Genomic DNA, 15,705 nt, shown 5'->3' with positions numbered 1-15,705 from the left:
GGGTGGAGCCAGCCCTGCCCGCAAGGGTTTCAGGACTTATGGATGAGCAGTAGCAGGGAGGGCTCACGAAAGTGGGATACGCCCGTAAGGATCCATTACTTTTCCTCTGGGTGATCGGTTTCGGGGCTGTGGACACCCAACTGATTGATCAGGCGAATCATTTGGTAGAGTCGCCCCAGATCGCGGTAATTGAAATGGAGGATCAGGCGGGGTAAATCCTCTGTCTCGTCCCCCTTTTCCACTGGCAGGGCGGTGCTGGCTCGAATGGTGCCCCGGTGCAGAATGTCACTAAATTCGACATTCAGGGTATCCAACAGGGATGGAGGCAAGGGGCATTTCAATCGCAGCACCAGTTGGTCATCCACATAGCGACTGGAGTGAAACACACGATAGAAGTCGGTGACCGCTGCGCAGGCTTCGGTGACGCTGTCGGTAATGGTGTACAGGCTGACATCATCGGGACTGATGAGGCCATCGGCCATTAGCTGCTTGCGAATGTACTGATCCCAGTTGTGCCAATAGTCACCGCCGGGATAATCAACCAGGACAACGGGCAGCGGTCCTGCCTTGCCAGTTTGAATCAAGGTGAGGGATTCAAAGGCTTCATCCTGAGTGCCAAAGCCACCGGGGAAGAGGGCGAGGGCGTCACTTTCCTTGAGAAAAAACAGTTTTCGTGTGAAGAAATACTTGAAGTCAATCAGTTTGGGATCCCCGGAGATCACTGGGTTTGCTCCCTGTTCAAAGGGAAGCTGAATATTGAGACCAAAGGATTGATCGGTGCCCGCCCCGGCGTTGCCCGCCTCCATGATGCCGCCCCCGGCTCCCGTGATCACCATGAAGCCAAGCTGGGTGATCTCCTGGGCAAAGGTTTGGGCCATTTGATAGGCAGGGTGTTCGGCGGAAAGACGGGCGGAGCCAAAAATGGTGATCTTGCGGGTATGGCGATAGGGATAGAAAATCCGAAAGCCCTTTTCCATGTCTTGCAGGGCGGAGCTGAGGATTTTCCAGTCGAGGCGCTCTGTTTCGCGCCCCATCATTTCTAGGATGGTTTCCAGCACTTGGCGAATCAGTTTGCCGTGTTTCATGCTGGGGAGTTGATCTAGCACCGCTGCCAGTTCGCTTTGGAGGGTATCTGACAACTGGCGCGGCAAGGAATCGACCATGTTGACAAACCTATGAACTGCTCTGTAACGCTTTTCTGTAACATTCTATTGTAGCGATTGAACTGCCCCCGGTGGGTCTTGGGCGGCAGTAGGCGATTTCCCGTTTTCATGCGCCTAGAGAAGACTAATCAAAACCCCCAGGGTGTCGGCACCCTGGGGGTTTTGAGGGAATTACAAAATATGGCTCGCCCTATGACGTTAGGGCGTGTGGGCAATTAATGGGGAAACCCTTGTGGGGTAGGCAGAACCACGCCCACCCTAGGGAATCACGCTAGTACTCTGCGACGTAAATACCCTGGCCGTTCCATCGTGGCACACCTCGGCCCCTCACCGTTCGGCTGAGCTTACGCCGAAGCTCTAGCCCTCTCCCATGGGGCTACGGTGTACACATATAGCGGTTCCCTAATGGATGAGGTACACCTCAACTTAATGACACTTTGGCGAACAAGGGGCTTAAGCCCCTTGCCTGTACTTAACCCGAGTGAGAACCGCTATAAGTCACTGTTTTGATGTGCATCCCGGCCTGACCCCCTCTAACTCCCCCTTGTAAAGGGGGAGGACTAGAGTTTCTCCCCTTTATAAGGGGGGATTAAGGGGGGGTTGCAAGGGGCCTCAGCACCCTTCCAGAAATATGTGTACACAGCAGCCCAAGGGGAGAGGGGACCGGAAAAGGTTGGGCTGGTGCGACAATAGTGGGCTGATTTACGCCCTGCGGTACTGGGGGCTGTAAGCGCCCCATAACCGGCCCAAAGAAGCCATCGCAGATCGAGATCCACGTCCAAATCTACAAAATCAGATGCAGATCTGCGAATCTAGAGGTACTTTTCCAAAGTATTGGCCAGGGTTGTTTTAGGAACAGCCCCCACCACCATGTCTACCCGCTGACCGCCCTTGAAAATCATGAGGGTGGGAATGCTGCGGATGCCGTACTGACTGGCAACACTGGGGTTTTCGTCAGTGTTAACCTTGACCACCTTTACTTGGCCATCGTACTGCTCGGAAATCTCCTCGACTACCGGAGCAACCATCCGGCAGGGGCCACACCAAGGAGCCCAAAAGTCCACTAGAACAGGAAGTTCGCTCTCTAGGACCGTCTGCTTGAATGTAGAGTCTGTTACTTGTTCGGCAGCCATGCCTGTCAGTATCCTTAGCCTTTGTTTACCAAGATCTTACCATAGCTAAGGATGGGGGCCTTTAACGGCGGGTTTTGCATTTAGACACACTGGTTAACGCGATGGTCTTTGACCAGCCTTTGGCTATCGCAGTTTAGCCCCTTCCCCCCTAGCCCATACTGCGCCATAAGGAAGCGCCCAGGTAAAAAACTTTACCTGGGCGTATGTGGTGTGAGGAGTGAACGGAAACTTACGTCTCCGCTAAGTCTCTATTGTAAGCAGTGACAGTTTTAGTTGTGCCACTTTTCTTTGCGTAACCTGTGTTTTTTTGTGTCTACGGTCTATTTGCCCATGCCCAACTGCTGAGCCTTTTGGTAGACCTTACCCTCGGTAAGCAGAGAGGGGGCAATCACCACTTCTACCTGCTGCATTTCCCGCAGATCCTTAGCTCCTAGGGTACCCATGCTGGTTTGGAGGGCTCCCAGCAGATTGTGGGTGCCGTCATCCAGTTGGGCCGGTCCCCGCAAAATTTGCTCTAGGGTCCCCGTAGTGCCGACACGGATGCGGGTGCCTCGGGGCAGGATAGGGCTGGGGGTGGCCATACCCCAGTGATAGCCACGCCCAGGGGCTTCGGCGGCGCGGGCAAAGGGAGAACCAATCATGACGCCATCGGCCCCGGAGGCGATGCATTTGCAAATGTCACCCCCAGTTACGAGGCCCCCATCGGCAATGATCGGCACATACTGTCCGGTTTCCCGATGGTGGTCTTCACGGGCGGCGGCACAGTCGGCAACAGCGGTGGCCTGGGGAACGCCCACCCCCAGTACCCCTCGCGAGGTGCAGGCGGCTCCGGGGCCAATGCCCACCAGCACCGCTGCGGCCCCCGCCTTCATCAGGTTAAGAGCTACGTCGTAGGTGACACAGTTGCCCAGGGCCACGGGCATGGGCATGGATTGGCAAAACTCCGCCAAATTTAGGGGCTCAACGGTATCGGGGGACAGGTGGGCGGTGGAGACAACGGTGGCTTGAACAAATACAATGTCGGCCCCAGCCTCTGCGATCGCAGATCCGTACTTGACGGCTCCGGCGGGGGTAATACTGACCGCCGCAATAGCCCCTTGCGCTTTAATATCTCGAATCCGCTGTTGAATCAGCTCGGGTAGAATCGGCTGGCTGTAAAGCTTTTGCATCAGCCCGACGAATTCATCTTTTCCCACAGAAGCGATTTGATCCAAGATGGGGTTGGGGTCAGCATAGCGGGTCTGGATGCCCTCCAAATTCAAGACGCCCAGGGCTCCCAGGTTAGACAGGGCCACGGCCATGGCCACATCCACCACCCCGTCCATGGCACTGGCGATGATGGGGATCTCTCGTTCGATACCCCCAATCTGCCACCGTGTATCGGCCAATTGCGGGTCTAGGGTACGGGGGCCGGGAACCAAGGCAATCTCATCAATACCGTATGCCCTGCGGGCAGTTTTACCCCGCCCTAGTTGAATTGTCATGTCCATAGCTAACCCCCTCTAACCCCAAAAATCATTCAGCTAGCCTAACATTTCCAAGTTCTGTAACGTGTAGAACAATCAGCGGGGGGAAAAGCCGAAGACTAATTTTTCTGCGGCTTTCTGGGGCTCTAGGCTCAATAATTTTGTAAACTCAAGAACACCTGAATCCCGATCTTTGTCGATTGGGGTCGCCCCATGGGATTCGGCCTCAACCCTGGAAGGAGATTCCGTTTGAACCTTTCATCGCTCGGTTTTTTTCGCAATCTGCGTCCGACCAACCGCCAGTTCGCTGTGATCGGCTTAGGTCGCTTTGGGCGGGCAGTCTGCGCCACGCTGAACGGTCTTGGCTATGAGGTTCTGGGCATTGATACCGATGGACGGCGGGTAACCCAGGCCCTCACCGATGAGATTGCGTCCCATGCCATCCAACTCGACTCCACCCAACCAGTGGCCCTAAAGGAGGCGGGAATTCCCGATTTTGACACAGTGATTGTGGCCATCGGTAACTACGTAGAAGAGAGCGTCATCACCACGCTGAACGTGAAGGAGTTAGGGGTGACCTATGTGGTGGCCAAGGCATCCTCTGAAATCCACGGCAAGCTACTCAATCGGGTGGGGGCAGACCATGTCGTGTTTCCCGAACATGAAATGGGCTGTACCCTGGCGCGATCGCTAACGCGCCCCGGCATTTTAGATCGCTTTGAGCTAGACCCAGACAACAGCATTGTCGAGCTACGGGTACCCCAAGCCTTTGATCAAAAAACCATTGTTGAGTTGGACCTGCGGAACACCTACGGGGTGACACTGTTGGCCCTGAGCCAGTCGGACAGCATGGAAAAGTTTGAGATTAATCCCAGTCCGGTGACGCGCCTCCGCTACGGCTCCATTATGGTGGTCATTGGCAATAATAAGGGGTTAGACCGTCTGCCCCTCTACAATCAAAAGCCGGAGTGACGCGCCATATTTCCAGGTGTTCCCTAGGCAGTCAGGCCACTAGCGGGGGGAATGGCGGGGGTCATGTAGGTGCTGGGGGCACGGTGTTGCAGTTCTGTAACCAGATCCTCAGCGGTAATGTCTCCCAGGGAGCAGTGATGCTTTTCCGTAAGCTTTAGTAGCAATTCCCGAGCCACCAAGGCAGCTTCTGCAAGAAACATATCATTCATCGTCAGTCCCGCGTTGTGAACGATGTTGAGTTCGTCCGTTAGGGTCCGGGGGCGAGTAGAAATAGTCATGGCTCAATCTCCGAGCAGAGAAGTGAGGAAGGGACGCGCCGATGTAGCTGGGCGCGTCCTTAGCGTTTGTGGTAGAGCGTTTGTGGGTAACCCTGCAATGGGGGTGAAGCTAAAGTCAGCTCTCACAACCCTCTTTATATCTTTATAGCACCGACGTTAGGAACCTAGAGGGGAGGAATTACGGCCTTTTTCAGCGAGATTGTCAAACCCATCCGTATATTTCCCAGGTGAACAGGCTAGTACTCTGCGGCGTAAATATGCTAATCGTTCTATCGTGGCACACCTCGGTCCCTCACCCTAGCCCTCTCCCAGGGGGCGAGGGGACCGGAAAATGTTGGGCGACGCGACAATAGTGGGCTGATTTACGCCCTGCGGTACTAGTGCTGGGCGGCGTAAATACGCTAATCGTTCTATCGTGGTACACCTCGGCCCCTCACCCTAGCCCTCTCCCAGGGGGCGAGGGGACCGGAAAATGTTGGGCGACGCGACAATAGTGGACTGATTTACGCCCAGCACTAGTGTTCCGTCAGGAAAATTTTGATGGGTCGAAGACCCTCAAAATTTAACTCCAACTAAACTCCAGGATTTCGGTCACCCGTCAATCATTAATTGACTGAGCACTAGAGGGGCTTAGTCATCCACAGCGCAGAGGTCTGGTAACCCTGGTGTTGATATAGCCCTAGGGCGGCGGTGTTGTCGGGGTAAACCTGGAGGCCAATCTGGTGATCGCCCCGCTGCCGTGCCCAGGCTTCTCCCAGGGCCAAGAGGGTGGTGGCAATGCCCCGGCGGCGGTGGTCGGGGTCTACATAGAGCAGCAGAACATAGGCATGGCGATCGCCGCTACGCTGATCCATAGCATTGCCCAGCCAGAGGCAGGCAATGGGCTGGGATCCAGTTTGGTTCCCAGGCAGTCCCCCAGGCTGGAGCGCATTTACCCACCACACTGGGGTCTCTGTAGACAGGTGGGTGTCGATGGTGTGGGCGATCTGCGCCGCCCCTAAATCTGACCCTAGTTCGGCTAGGGTACGGCCCATGATGGCCAAAAGTAGGGCGCGTTGATTAAAGACTGGCCCGGCAGGGCTATCGCGTTGGTTGCCCTGCCGGAACTCATATCCCGGTGGTTGATAGTTCTCCATTGCTACAGATAGGGATGTTGGGGTGGGCGGTAGGGGCGCGGTTTCCGTGCCCAATGTGGCAGGTGGCAGAAAGTTTTGAATTTTGAATTGCCCGTAGGGGCGCGGTTTCCGCGCCCAATGCAGGACGTGACAGGTGTATCCCGGAGGGGCGGGTTTGGCTCGTGTTGGCCGGGAAATTCAGGATAGGACCCTCAAAACCCGCCCTACCCAGTGCCGGGAAATTCAGGGTTGATGTTAATTCCGTAGGAGTTTCCTGGGAGTGGCTTCGCCAAAGTCTTTCTTGAATGCCGTTAGGCTATATATACCTTCATACCCTCCCACATAAGGGGCGATCACTATAGGGCCAGCACCCCCAGAACTAGCGGCAGCAGGGATTTGACGGCGGTGGCTAGCTTGGAGGTATCGCTGAGGGTATCGGTAATGCCCTTGAGGGCGGCGGTGGCCCGCTGGGCAATGCCTTTGGTTTTAGGGTCAGGATTGGGATTAGCCCCGACGGTGGCGAGGCGACCCACAGCGGTGAGGGCTTCTGCCTTCAGGTCGTCGTCCAGTTCCCCATCATTGTCAATGGCGGCTTTAAGTTGGCTCAGCAGATCTTTGAGGCTGGGCTGGTCGCCGCCGTCACCGTCTGGCAGTTGGCCAATCTGGTTGGTCACCTCCCCGCTGATTTCCCCCAGGTTGAGGGTGACGTTGCTGTGGGTGGCGTTGAAATCACCCCCAATTTTGACATTCCGGCTGTGGTCATTACCTTGCATTGATTTGCTCTCCGCGATCGCAGTTACATCCACCGTCACAGGCCGACTGGCCAATAGCTTCATCACTTCCTGCATATTGGCACTTTGCTGCCGGTATTCAGAAATTTGGTCATCCTTGGCCTCCAGTTGGGCCTTATAGCGGGCCTCTGCCTCCTTCAAGGCCACCTGATAGATCTCAGAAAACTCCTGGTGAATCGCCGCCCGATCGACCTCCGGCCCCGCGTTCAACTTCACCACCATCGCCCCTGCCCCCTTGGCCTCAATACTTTGCACCGACAGCCCCGTCTCCTGATGCTGCTCCTGCACCTGCTGGAAGGTGCGGGTAAAGGCTTTCCAGTCAATGCCGTTCTGGAAAATTAGGTCAATGGTTTCAAGTACTTCTTGAAAAAGCTGGGTAAACTCCCCCGGCTGAAACGTGCCACTGTTGGGCCGCCGCTCTTGGTAATCTCGCAGCAGATAGATATAGTCGCACTGCACCGCCTGGAGACAGGTGCTGCTATCGGTATTCCAAGCTTCGATGCAGGCTCCGGTCAGGTCTGCCTGGGTCAAGTCTGTGCCTAAACACTGGGCCTCCCAAAGCTGCGCCCCTTGCAGTTCTGCCCCCTGCAACGTGGCTCGGTTGAGATTGGCTCCGGTCAAGTTAGCCCGATGCAGTTGAGCCCCCGCCAGGTTAGCCCCCCGTAGGTCAGCATGGGAGAAGTCTTGGTCGCTGCCCTGGAGGGTGGTGAGCAGGGTGCGGATGGAGAGATTTTGCAGGTTACTGGTGCCCAGGCGGGCGCGAGCGAGCTTGGTGGCTCCGTGCCAACGGACGCGGGTAAAAGTGGTGGGGCGCTGCCGAGAGTCGGCAAAGTTGGTGCTCTTGAGGCCAGCCTGGGCGAAGGTGGCCTCGGTGAGATCAGCCCCGCTGAAGGCGGTACCGCCGAGGGCTGCGAAGGCAAGGCCAATAATGCGAAGGTTCTCGAACCTTGGGTCGGCCCTATGGATGCAGCGATTGATATAGAGAGAGAAGACAAAGCTAGCAACAGCAACAGTGACAGCGGTAGTGACAGCAACATTGTCAACACCAGCTTCAGTGCTAGCAATCGCAACAGCGACAATGGCAGAGGCAATGGCAGCAAGAGTGCCATTGACAGCGACAGCGACAGCGATAAAGATCACGCCAGCGACAGCAACAGCAAAGGCGAAAGCGATAACTATAGTAAAAGCAAAACCGATAACGACAGTTAAAGGTACAGCAAAAGCAAAAGCAAAAGCGGCGCTCCCCATTGCCTTCAGCGTAAAGCCCTGGCGGGCAAGGATAAAGAAGACCAGAACTGTCACAATGAGCGCCGCGATGCCAGCCGATTGGGTAGTGGGTTCAGAACCAATCAAAGCACGGCCAATGATCCCTCCGCCCAAGGCTTGCAGAAACCCAGACAAGGCGGCAATCAGTCCCACAATCCCCAGTTGCCCGATCCACCAGTGGCGCTGGAGTCCGGCCCTGGCATGGCTAAAGTTGACCCCGTGCAGGGTGGCGTTGACGAACCGGGCGCTGCGAATATCCGCCCCGGTGAAGTCAGCTCCCGACAGGTTCGCGTTGCGAAAATTGCCGCCGCGCAAAATCGTGCCGCGAAAGTCCCGCTCTCCGGCGGCGTAGAGTCGCAGCACCTCCTTGGCCCTGAGGGGCTGTCTGTGGTATCGGCCCTGCTCCATTCCTGCCCCCTCAGCGCGCCCCTAGACCCCCGGTTTCTGGGGGGAGTTTGCCCCCTTGGCCCAACCTGGGCACAGAAACCGGAGTTCTGTGCCGGGTCAGCAAGTTTTCCTTATTTAAGCCCACTTCAAGGACTCGCAGGAGAATAACGTATCCGCTGATCAGGTGGACACACTTCGCTTTGCCCATCCTGCGGGCTATCCCCATGGTGTTGGCCTGGGGATTCGCTAGCATGGAAAACAACCGTCACCAAGGTTCTCTATGGCTGAATCCACAGTGGAAATTACTGTCACCACTGAGGAAACCGTCGAAATCCCAGTCCCAGATATCAGCCATCTGGTGATTGAGGACGATACCCCAGTGGATAACTTCCAGAGCGAAAAGCAGCAGCGACTCCTGGTGGAGCCCCTCTACAGCGGCACCGTTCTACCCAAACCCTTCATCGCCGCCGCGAATGTGGGCCTTTTCCACACTGCCCGCCAGGAACAGATCGTGCCCGGTGTGTTCCTCAGCTTGGGGGTACAGATGCCCGCCGACTGGAGCCAGAAGCGCAACCGCACCTATTTTGTCTGGGAAATGGGCAAAGTCCCGGACGTGGCCATCGAGATTGTCTCGAATCGGGTGGGAAAGGAACTAGAGGAGAAAAAGGACCGCTACGCCCGCCTGAGGGTGAGCTACTACGTAGTCTTTGATCCCATCGAGCAGATCCAGGAAGCGGCCCGCATGGATGGTCAGCGGTTGCGGGTTTTCACCCTTAATGGTGGTCAATACATTCCCCTAGAGCCCCCGTATTTTCTGGAACATGTGGCCCTAGGGCTAGTGCTTTGGGAAGGCATGTTTGAAGATCAGCCCGGTACCTGGCTGCGCTGGTGCGATTCCGAAGGCCGTCTGCTACCCACTGGCGCAGAGCGGGCTAATCAGGAACGCCAGCGAGCTGAAGCTCTGGCTGCTCGCCTGCGGGAGCTAGGCATCGATCCCGATACGGTTTCCCCCTGAACTCCAGCCCATTGCCTAGGGTGAGCAATGCCCACCATAATTGCTGGGTCGCTGGATGTCCCGTGACTGGGCGGAGGGCAGCTTTTGAACCCCCTGTTCCTGGGCGCTCAAGGCCGCCAGCGAAGACGAGCCCGGTGACTGAGCGGGGGCAGCTTTTGAGCCCCCTGTTCTGGATTTCCCAGGAGCCCAACCCCGGATTCCCCGGCACTAGGCAGGGCGGATTTTGAAGGATTATCTTGGGATTTGCCAGCATCTCTGCGGTGCATTGCTTCGCGAATGCACCCTACGGGATATTAAATTCAAAATTCCTGTCACCATCACCCCCCCACCCCATCACCCCATCACCCCATCACCCCCCCATGCCCTACCCCCATCCCCCCCAAAGCCATCACATTGACACCTACCACGGCGTTGAGGTGCCAGATCCCTACCGCTGCCTGGAGGATGCCCACAGTGCCGAAACCCAAGCCTGGATCGAGGCCCAGAATCAGATCACCTTTGACTACTTGGGGAAATTGACGGGGCGGGAGCGGATTCGGTCGCGGCTGACGGCGCTATGGAACTACGAACGCTACGGTATTCCCTTTAAGCGGGGCGATCGCTATTTTTTCTACAAAAATGATGGTCTGCAAAACCAGAGTGTCCTCTACACGCTGCCAACCCTGGAGGCGGAACCCCAGATTTTGCTCGATCCCAATACCCTGTCGGAGGATGGCACCGTTGCCCTCAGTGCCATCGCCATCAGTGAGAACGGAGCCTATCTGGCCTATGGTCTCTCTGTGTCCGGTTCCGACTGGATGGAGTGGAAGGTACGGGAGATTGACAGTGGGGTTGATCTAGCGGATCACCTGAAATGGGTAAAATTCTCGGGGGTCTCCTGGACCCATGACCACCAGGGCTTTTTCTATAGCCGCTACGATGAGCCCGACGCCAGCACCCAACTGGAGGCGGTGAACTATTACCAGAAGCTCTATTTCCATCGCTTGGGCACGTCTCAAGCTGAAGATGTGCTGGTGTATGAGCGTCCCGATCAGAAGGAGTGGGGCTTTAGCGGCAATGTCACCGAGGATGGTCGCTATCTGGTGATCTCTGTGTGGCGGGGAACAGAGCCCCGAAATCTGGTGTTTTACAAGGATCTGAGCCAGCCCGACAGTGCGGTGGTGGAGCTGATCTCAGTGTTTGAAGCGGAATACAGCTACGTGGACAATGAGGGTTCTTGCTTTTGGTTCCGCACGGACTTGAACGCCGATAAGGGTCGTTTGGTCGCCATTGACCTAACCCAGCCCCAGCGGGACCAGTGGCAGGAGGTGATTCCCGAGGCGGCGGATACCCTCCAGGACATTAGTGTTCTCAATGATCAGTTCGTGGCGAATTATTTGCAGGATGCGCGATCGCAGATCCAGATCTTCGACCGCCAGGGTCAACTCGTGCGAGCGGTGGACTTGCCGGGAATCGGCTCCGCTGGCGGCTTTGATGGCAAGCGGGGAGACCGGGAAACCTTCTATAGCTTCACCAGCTTCACCACCCCCAACACCATTTACCGCTATGACATGGTGACGGGGGAGAGCACCCTCTACCGCCAGCCCCAGGTGGCGTTTAACCCCGCCGACTACGAAACCCGCCAGGTGTTTTACCCCAGCCGTGACGGCACTCCGGTGCCCATGTTCATCACCGCCAAGCGCGGGATTGAGTTGGATGGCCAGAACCCTACCCTGCTCTATGGCTACGGCGGCTTCGGCGTTTCCCTCACCCCCAGTTTTTCCGTCAGCAATCTAGTGTGGCTAGAGATGGGGGGCATCTACGCAGTCCCCAACCTGCGGGGGGGCGGTGAATATGGGGAGGACTGGCACCGGGCGGGCACCAAGTTGCAGAAGCAAACGGTGTTCGATGACTTTATTGCCGCCGCTGAGTGGCTAATAGCCCAGAAGTATACGAGTTGCGATCGCATTGCCATTATGGGGGGTAGCAATGGTGGCCTACTGGTGGGAGCCTGCATGACCCAGCGCCCCGACCTATTTGCAGCGGCCCTTCCCGCCGTTGGGGTCATGGACATGCTGCGGTTCAACCAGTTCACCATCGGTTGGGCCTGGGAGTCGGAATATGGTTCCCCCCAAGATGAGGCGGAATTCAAGGCGCTCTATGCCTACTCCCCCCTCCACGCCCTCACTCCCGGCACCGCCTACCCAGCCACCCTGATCACCACCGCCGACCACGACGATCGGGTCGTCCCCGCCCACAGTTTCAAATTCGCCGCCGCCCTCCAAGCCGCCCATGGGGGAGAAGCTCCAGTGCTGATTCGCATTGAAACAAAGGCAGGCCACGGCGCAGGCAAACCCATTACCAAAGTGATTGAAGAGGTAGCTGATAAGTGGGCTTTCTTAGCCGAAAACCTAGGTCTCTGGTCAGCATCCTAGTACTTGCATCCAAGGATGCTCGAATCAGCTTTTGGGTTAAGCCTTTAAGGTAATCGCTCGCACCCCTGGCTGCGGAGCCGGTCGTCAGAAAAATAATCGCCTCAAATAATAAGGGGAAGATATGCTCGGTATACGATTTATCAGAGTTGGACCCACGGATTTCGTTCTCCAGTTCAAACGAGGCCAGGTTGTGCGCGAAGGAGCAGGGCTATCCTTTTTCTATTTTGCGCCGACCACATCGCTCGTTCGTATCCCCATTGGCAGCGTGGATGTGCCATTCATTTTCGAAGAAGTCACAGCGGATTTCCAAGCGGTTACGGTTCAGGGGCAATTGACTTACCGGGTCGCGGAGGCCAAAAAATTATCCCAGCTCATGAATTTCACGCTTGCTTCACACGGAAGGGACTATGCGTCCGAGGATCCAAAGAAGCTGCCGCTACGGCTTATCAATCACACGCAGGTTCTCACTCGCACATGCCTGAAGTCGCTTCGACTCAGGGATGCATTGGGGCAATCGGATACTCTGGTTTCAACACTGCGTGACGGACTTCAGTCGGCGGAAGTCATTGCTTCGCTTGGTATTGAAATCCTTGGGCTTTCGATCCTAGCGATCAAGCCGACACCGGAAACTTCGCGGGCGCTGGAAGCAGAGGCACGTGAGCAGATTCTCCGCGAGGCCGATGAAGCTATCTACGCTCGACGGAACGCCGCCGTGGAACAAGAGCGGAGCATTAAAGAGAATGAGCTGAATACCGAGATTGCTGTGGAGAATAAGAAGCGGCAGATCAAAGAGGCTCAGATGGAGGCAGAGAAATCTGTCCAGCAGAAGAAGCGAGAGATTAGAGAGGCTGAAATGGCAGCCAAGATTGCGTTAGAGGAGAAGAATAGAGAGTTTGTTGCGCTATCTACGGCCAATGCCCGTGCGGAAGCGGATGCCAAGGCTTATGCTATTGCAGCCGTGATGAGGGCTCTGGCTGGGACTGATCCCAAAATGCTTCAGGCTCTGACCAGTGTTGGCATGGAACCTGGACAACTTGTTGCACTGGCCTTCAAGGAGCTTGCGGAAAGCTCGGACAAAATCGGCCAGCTCAACATTTCACCAGAACTGTTGCGTGAGCTACTCCACCGAGACCATGCCAAGTGATGGATCGACAGACAGAGAATAAGGTTGTGTTAGTTGTCCGCCGCACTCGCTTGGATGAACTAATTGCTCGATTCAATACTGAGGACCAGGCGCGATTCTACATTGAGCATTTGGGCGCAGACTTTTCTGACTACCAAGCTGAGGATCGCATCTACAAGCGGGTTGTTATGGAGACCGAGAACTTGCTTTCTCGTCATGGTCTTGTTCAAGTTGTAGACCGTACATTTTTGCCGAACTTCATCTTCGGGCCAAGGGACACAGTAGTTGCTATTGGGCAAGATGGCTTGGTGGCAAATGTTCTCAAGTATCTTGAGGATCAACCGCTTGTTGGCGTTAACCCGGATACGCAAAGGTGGGAAGGCGTTCTGTTGCCGTTTACGGTGGGAGACCTTGATCTCGTTATACCGGAGGTTTTCGCGCAAAAGCGACCAGTGGCCGACGTGACGATCGCAGAAGCAAAACTTAACAATGGTGAAAGTATTTCGGCGGTGAACGATTTGTTCATTGGTCCGCGATCGCACACGTCAGCCCGCTACAGGCTCCGGCTTGGTGAGAAGACAGAGTATCATTCATCAAGTGGAATCATCGTCTCAACAGGTCTTGGATCTACGGGCTGGCTGCGAAGCGTCTTGGCTGGGGCGATAGGCGTTACTTCAGCCCTATCGGAGCATGAGCCGAAGATCGACGGGCCAAAGTCAGTTGCGTGGGATGCTGACTACCTTTATTTCTCGGTACGTGAACCGTGGCCGAGTAAGACTTCCGGGGCGGCGATCACCTTTGGCAAGGTGACCCGAGATCAGCCGCTCATTATTGCTTCTCAGATGCCGGAAAACGGTGTTATTTTCAGCGATGGGATAGAGTCGGACTTTCTGCGCTTCAACTCAGGCACAGAAGCGACTATCTCTATCGCCCCCAGAAAAGGGCATCTAGTGATATGAAGGCATACGGTTACCAGGATATACAGATCGAGGATCTGCTGAAGGCTGCTGGCATGGCGCTATACCGGGCTAAAGATGCAGGCCGCGATCGCATTGTTGGCGCACCTGCCCTAGAACCCCATTCCCGTTAACGCTACCCTTGAATTGATACCCTTGGGTCCGCTTATGTCTAGATTGCTGGTGACACAGTACCAGGCAGAGGTCGAAAAAATCATCCGCTATGGGGGCTCCAAAAAGGAAACCAGCATTCGCAATGCCTTTGAGCGATTGTTGAATGACTACTGCAAACCCCACAACTATCTGCTGATCCCAGAACTGGACTTTAAGACCAAGTTCAATACGACGGTTTTTCCCGATGGCACGGTGAAGGATGCCATCCGCCTGGAGCATGGCTGGTGGGAGAGCAAAGACCAGTACGACAAACTTGACGACGAGATTGAGAAGAAACTGGAGAAGGGCTACCCCGACGAAAATATTCTCTTTGAAGACTCCCAAACTGCCGTCCTGATTCAGCACAGTCGAGAGCAGTTGCGCGTTTCCATGGGGGATGCGGAGGCGCTAGATGGGCTAATCAACACGTTTGTAGACTATGAACGCCCTGAAGTGCGGGATTTTCGGGCAGCGATCGTCAAATTCAAAGAAGATGTCCCGTATATTTTGGAAGCTCTGCGGAGCATTATTGCTCAGCAGGAGGAGAACAATACCCAATTTAGAGAACGTCGCAATACCTTCCTGGAGGTTTGTCGCCAGTCAATCAACCCTGAAATTGAGATCTTCGACATCCATGAGATGTTGATTCAGCACATTCTCACGGAGGATATTTTTACCAATATTTTCCATGAATCGCAGTTTCACCGCGAAAACAATATTGCGCGGGAACTATCGGAAATTATCAACACTTTCTTTACCGGAAACACCCGTCGCAATACGCTCAAGAGCATCGAACACTACTATGCGGTGATTCGTCGCCATTCGGAAAACATTGCCAACCACCACGAAAAGCAGAAGTTTCTTAAAGCGATCTACGAAAACTTTTACAAAGCCTACAACCCCAAGGCAGCGGATCGGCTCGGGATTGTCTATACACCCAATGAAATTGTCCGCTTCATGATTGAGAGTGCGGATTACTTGACCCATAAACACTTTGGCAAGTTGTTGAGCGATCCAGGGGTGGAAATTCTGGATCCCTGTACGGGGACAGGCACCTATGTGACAGAACTGATCGAATATTTGCCAGCGGATAAGCTGGAGCATAAATATAAACATGAAATTCACTGTAATGAAATGGCGATTTTGCCCTATTACATTGCCAATTTGAATATTGAATTTACCTATCAGCAAAAGATGGGAAAGTACGAAGAATTCAAAAATATTTGTTTAGTGGATACGCTGGATCACTGTGGCTTTGAAGGAAAGCAGTTTGATCTGTTTGCGATGAGTGTGCAAAACACGGCACGTATTCAGAGCAGAACGATCGCACCATCTCCGTCATTATCGGCAATCCGCCCTACAACGCCCATCAAGAAAACTTTAACCAACGCAATGCCAATCGTCTCTACAAAGGCATTGATAAAGCGATTAAGGAAACCTATATAGCGGATTTCACAAAGATGTGGTACGAAT

General features: G+C 55.0%; 13 protein-coding genes. 7 read left to right on the top strand and 6 right to left on the bottom strand.

Features of this window, described 5'->3' with window-relative positions; genetic code table 11:
* Window positions 1–95: 95 nt before the first annotated feature.
* The 3 genes from LEP6406_RS0207740 to LEP6406_RS0207730 all read right to left on the bottom strand — a co-directional run bounded on the left by LEP6406_RS0207740 (window position 96) and on the right by LEP6406_RS0207730 (window position 3,780).
* Window positions 96–1,163, bottom strand: coding sequence for an LOG family protein (locus LEP6406_RS0207740; RefSeq protein ID WP_008318253.1), 1,068 nt, complete (start codon window positions 1,161–1,163; stop codon window positions 96–98).
* Window positions 1,164–1,975: 812 nt separating this feature from the next.
* A complete protein-coding gene (gene trxA, locus LEP6406_RS0207735; RefSeq protein ID WP_008318251.1) occupies window positions 1,976–2,296 on the bottom strand; it encodes a thioredoxin in 321 nt (106 codons plus the stop codon).
* A 320-nt stretch (window positions 2,297–2,616) separates the two neighbouring features.
* A complete protein-coding gene (locus LEP6406_RS0207730) occupies window positions 2,617–3,780 on the bottom strand; it encodes a GuaB3 family IMP dehydrogenase-related protein (RefSeq protein WP_027268945.1) in 1,164 nt (387 codons plus the stop codon).
* 231 nt (window positions 3,781–4,011) lie between these two features.
* Here LEP6406_RS0207730 and LEP6406_RS0207725 point away from each other — a divergent pair, with 231 nt between their 5' ends.
* The gene (locus tag LEP6406_RS0207725) at window positions 4,012–4,734 is read left to right on the top strand and encodes a potassium channel family protein (protein WP_027268944.1); all 723 of its coding nucleotides are present in this window, start codon (window positions 4,012–4,014) and stop codon (window positions 4,732–4,734) included.
* Between the two features lie 23 nt (window positions 4,735–4,757).
* On the opposite strand, the gene LEP6406_RS0207720 is transcribed toward LEP6406_RS0207725, so the two are convergent.
* The 3 genes from LEP6406_RS0207720 to LEP6406_RS0207710 all read right to left on the bottom strand — a co-directional run bounded on the left by LEP6406_RS0207720 (window position 4,758) and on the right by LEP6406_RS0207710 (window position 8,592).
* Complete coding sequence (locus tag LEP6406_RS0207720) at window positions 4,758–5,012, bottom strand: hypothetical protein (RefSeq protein ID WP_008318245.1); 255 nt, start codon at window positions 5,010–5,012, stop codon at window positions 4,758–4,760.
* A gap of 620 nt (window positions 5,013–5,632) precedes the next feature.
* A complete protein-coding gene (locus LEP6406_RS0207715) occupies window positions 5,633–6,148 on the bottom strand; it encodes a GNAT family N-acetyltransferase (protein ID WP_008318243.1) in 516 nt (171 codons plus the stop codon).
* Between the two features lie 335 nt (window positions 6,149–6,483).
* Complete coding sequence (locus tag LEP6406_RS0207710) at window positions 6,484–8,592, bottom strand: pentapeptide repeat-containing protein (RefSeq protein ID WP_008318240.1); 2,109 nt, start codon at window positions 8,590–8,592, stop codon at window positions 6,484–6,486.
* 259 nt (window positions 8,593–8,851) lie between these two features.
* Here LEP6406_RS0207710 and LEP6406_RS0207700 point away from each other — a divergent pair, with 259 nt between their 5' ends.
* From LEP6406_RS0207700 to LEP6406_RS0207675, 6 genes are all read left to right on the top strand, one after another.
* Window positions 8,852–9,586 (top strand): Uma2 family endonuclease, encoded by a 735-nt coding sequence (locus tag LEP6406_RS0207700; RefSeq protein ID WP_008318237.1) that lies wholly within the window; start codon window positions 8,852–8,854, stop codon window positions 9,584–9,586.
* Between the two features lie 359 nt (window positions 9,587–9,945).
* On the top strand, window positions 9,946–12,000 hold the full coding sequence (locus tag LEP6406_RS0207695) for a prolyl oligopeptidase family serine peptidase (protein WP_008318234.1): 2,055 nt from the start codon (window positions 9,946–9,948) through the stop codon (window positions 11,998–12,000).
* Between the two features lie 121 nt (window positions 12,001–12,121).
* Window positions 12,122–13,144, top strand: a complete 1,023-nt coding sequence (locus tag LEP6406_RS0207690) for an SPFH domain-containing protein (RefSeq protein WP_008318233.1) — start codon at window positions 12,122–12,124, stop codon at window positions 13,142–13,144.
* Window positions 13,144–14,082 (top strand): diacylglycerol kinase catalytic domain-containing protein, encoded by a 939-nt coding sequence (locus tag LEP6406_RS0207685; protein ID WP_008318231.1) that lies wholly within the window; start codon window positions 13,144–13,146, stop codon window positions 14,080–14,082. The genes LEP6406_RS0207690 and LEP6406_RS0207685 overlap by 1 nt, the downstream gene beginning before the upstream one ends.
* A complete protein-coding gene (locus LEP6406_RS34695) occupies window positions 14,079–14,213 on the top strand; it encodes a hypothetical protein (RefSeq protein WP_008318227.1) in 135 nt (44 codons plus the stop codon). Before LEP6406_RS0207685 ends, LEP6406_RS34695 begins: the two co-directional genes overlap by 4 nt.
* A gap of 34 nt (window positions 14,214–14,247) precedes the next feature.
* A complete protein-coding gene (locus LEP6406_RS0207675) occupies window positions 14,248–15,678 on the top strand; it encodes an N-6 DNA methylase (RefSeq protein ID WP_008318225.1) in 1,431 nt (476 codons plus the stop codon).
* Window positions 15,679–15,705: the final 27 nt, after the last annotated feature.

The organism is Leptolyngbya sp. PCC 6406, from assembly GCF_000332095.2.
GTDB lineage: Bacteria > Cyanobacteriota > Cyanobacteriia > Phormidesmidales > Phormidesmidaceae > PCC-6406.
Note: the sequence above shows the minus strand (reverse complement) of the source record. Positions and strands in the feature narration are given on the sequence as shown.

Bases quoted from the DNA above. Each gene is read 5' to 3' on its own strand.
- LEP6406_RS0207740 (WP_008318253.1), bottom strand. From the start codon at position 1,163: ATGGTCGATTCCTTGCCGCGCCAGTTGTCAGATACCCTCCAAAGCGAA.
- trxA (WP_008318251.1), bottom strand. From the start codon at position 2,296: ATGGCTGCCGAACAAGTAACAGACTCTACATTCAAGCAGACGGTCCTA.
- LEP6406_RS0207730 (WP_027268945.1), bottom strand. From the start codon at position 3,780: ATGACAATTCAACTAGGGCGGGGTAAAACTGCCCGCAGGGCATACGGT.
- LEP6406_RS0207720 (WP_008318245.1), bottom strand. From the start codon at position 5,012: ATGACTATTTCTACTCGCCCCCGGACCCTAACGGACGAACTCAACATC.
- LEP6406_RS0207715 (WP_008318243.1), bottom strand. From the start codon at position 6,148: ATGGAGAACTATCAACCACCGGGATATGAGTTCCGGCAGGGCAACCAA.
- LEP6406_RS0207710 (WP_008318240.1), bottom strand. From the start codon at position 8,592: ATGGAGCAGGGCCGATACCACAGACAGCCCCTCAGGGCCAAGGAGGTG.
- LEP6406_RS0207700 (WP_008318237.1), top strand. From the start codon at position 8,852: ATGGCTGAATCCACAGTGGAAATTACTGTCACCACTGAGGAAACCGTC.
- LEP6406_RS0207695 (WP_008318234.1), top strand. From the start codon at position 9,946: ATGCCCTACCCCCATCCCCCCCAAAGCCATCACATTGACACCTACCAC.
- LEP6406_RS0207690 (WP_008318233.1), top strand. From the start codon at position 12,122: ATGCTCGGTATACGATTTATCAGAGTTGGACCCACGGATTTCGTTCTC.
- LEP6406_RS0207685 (WP_008318231.1), top strand. From the start codon at position 13,144: ATGGATCGACAGACAGAGAATAAGGTTGTGTTAGTTGTCCGCCGCACT.
- LEP6406_RS34695 (WP_008318227.1), top strand. From the start codon at position 14,079: ATGAAGGCATACGGTTACCAGGATATACAGATCGAGGATCTGCTGAAG.
- LEP6406_RS0207675 (WP_008318225.1), top strand. From the start codon at position 14,248: ATGTCTAGATTGCTGGTGACACAGTACCAGGCAGAGGTCGAAAAAATC.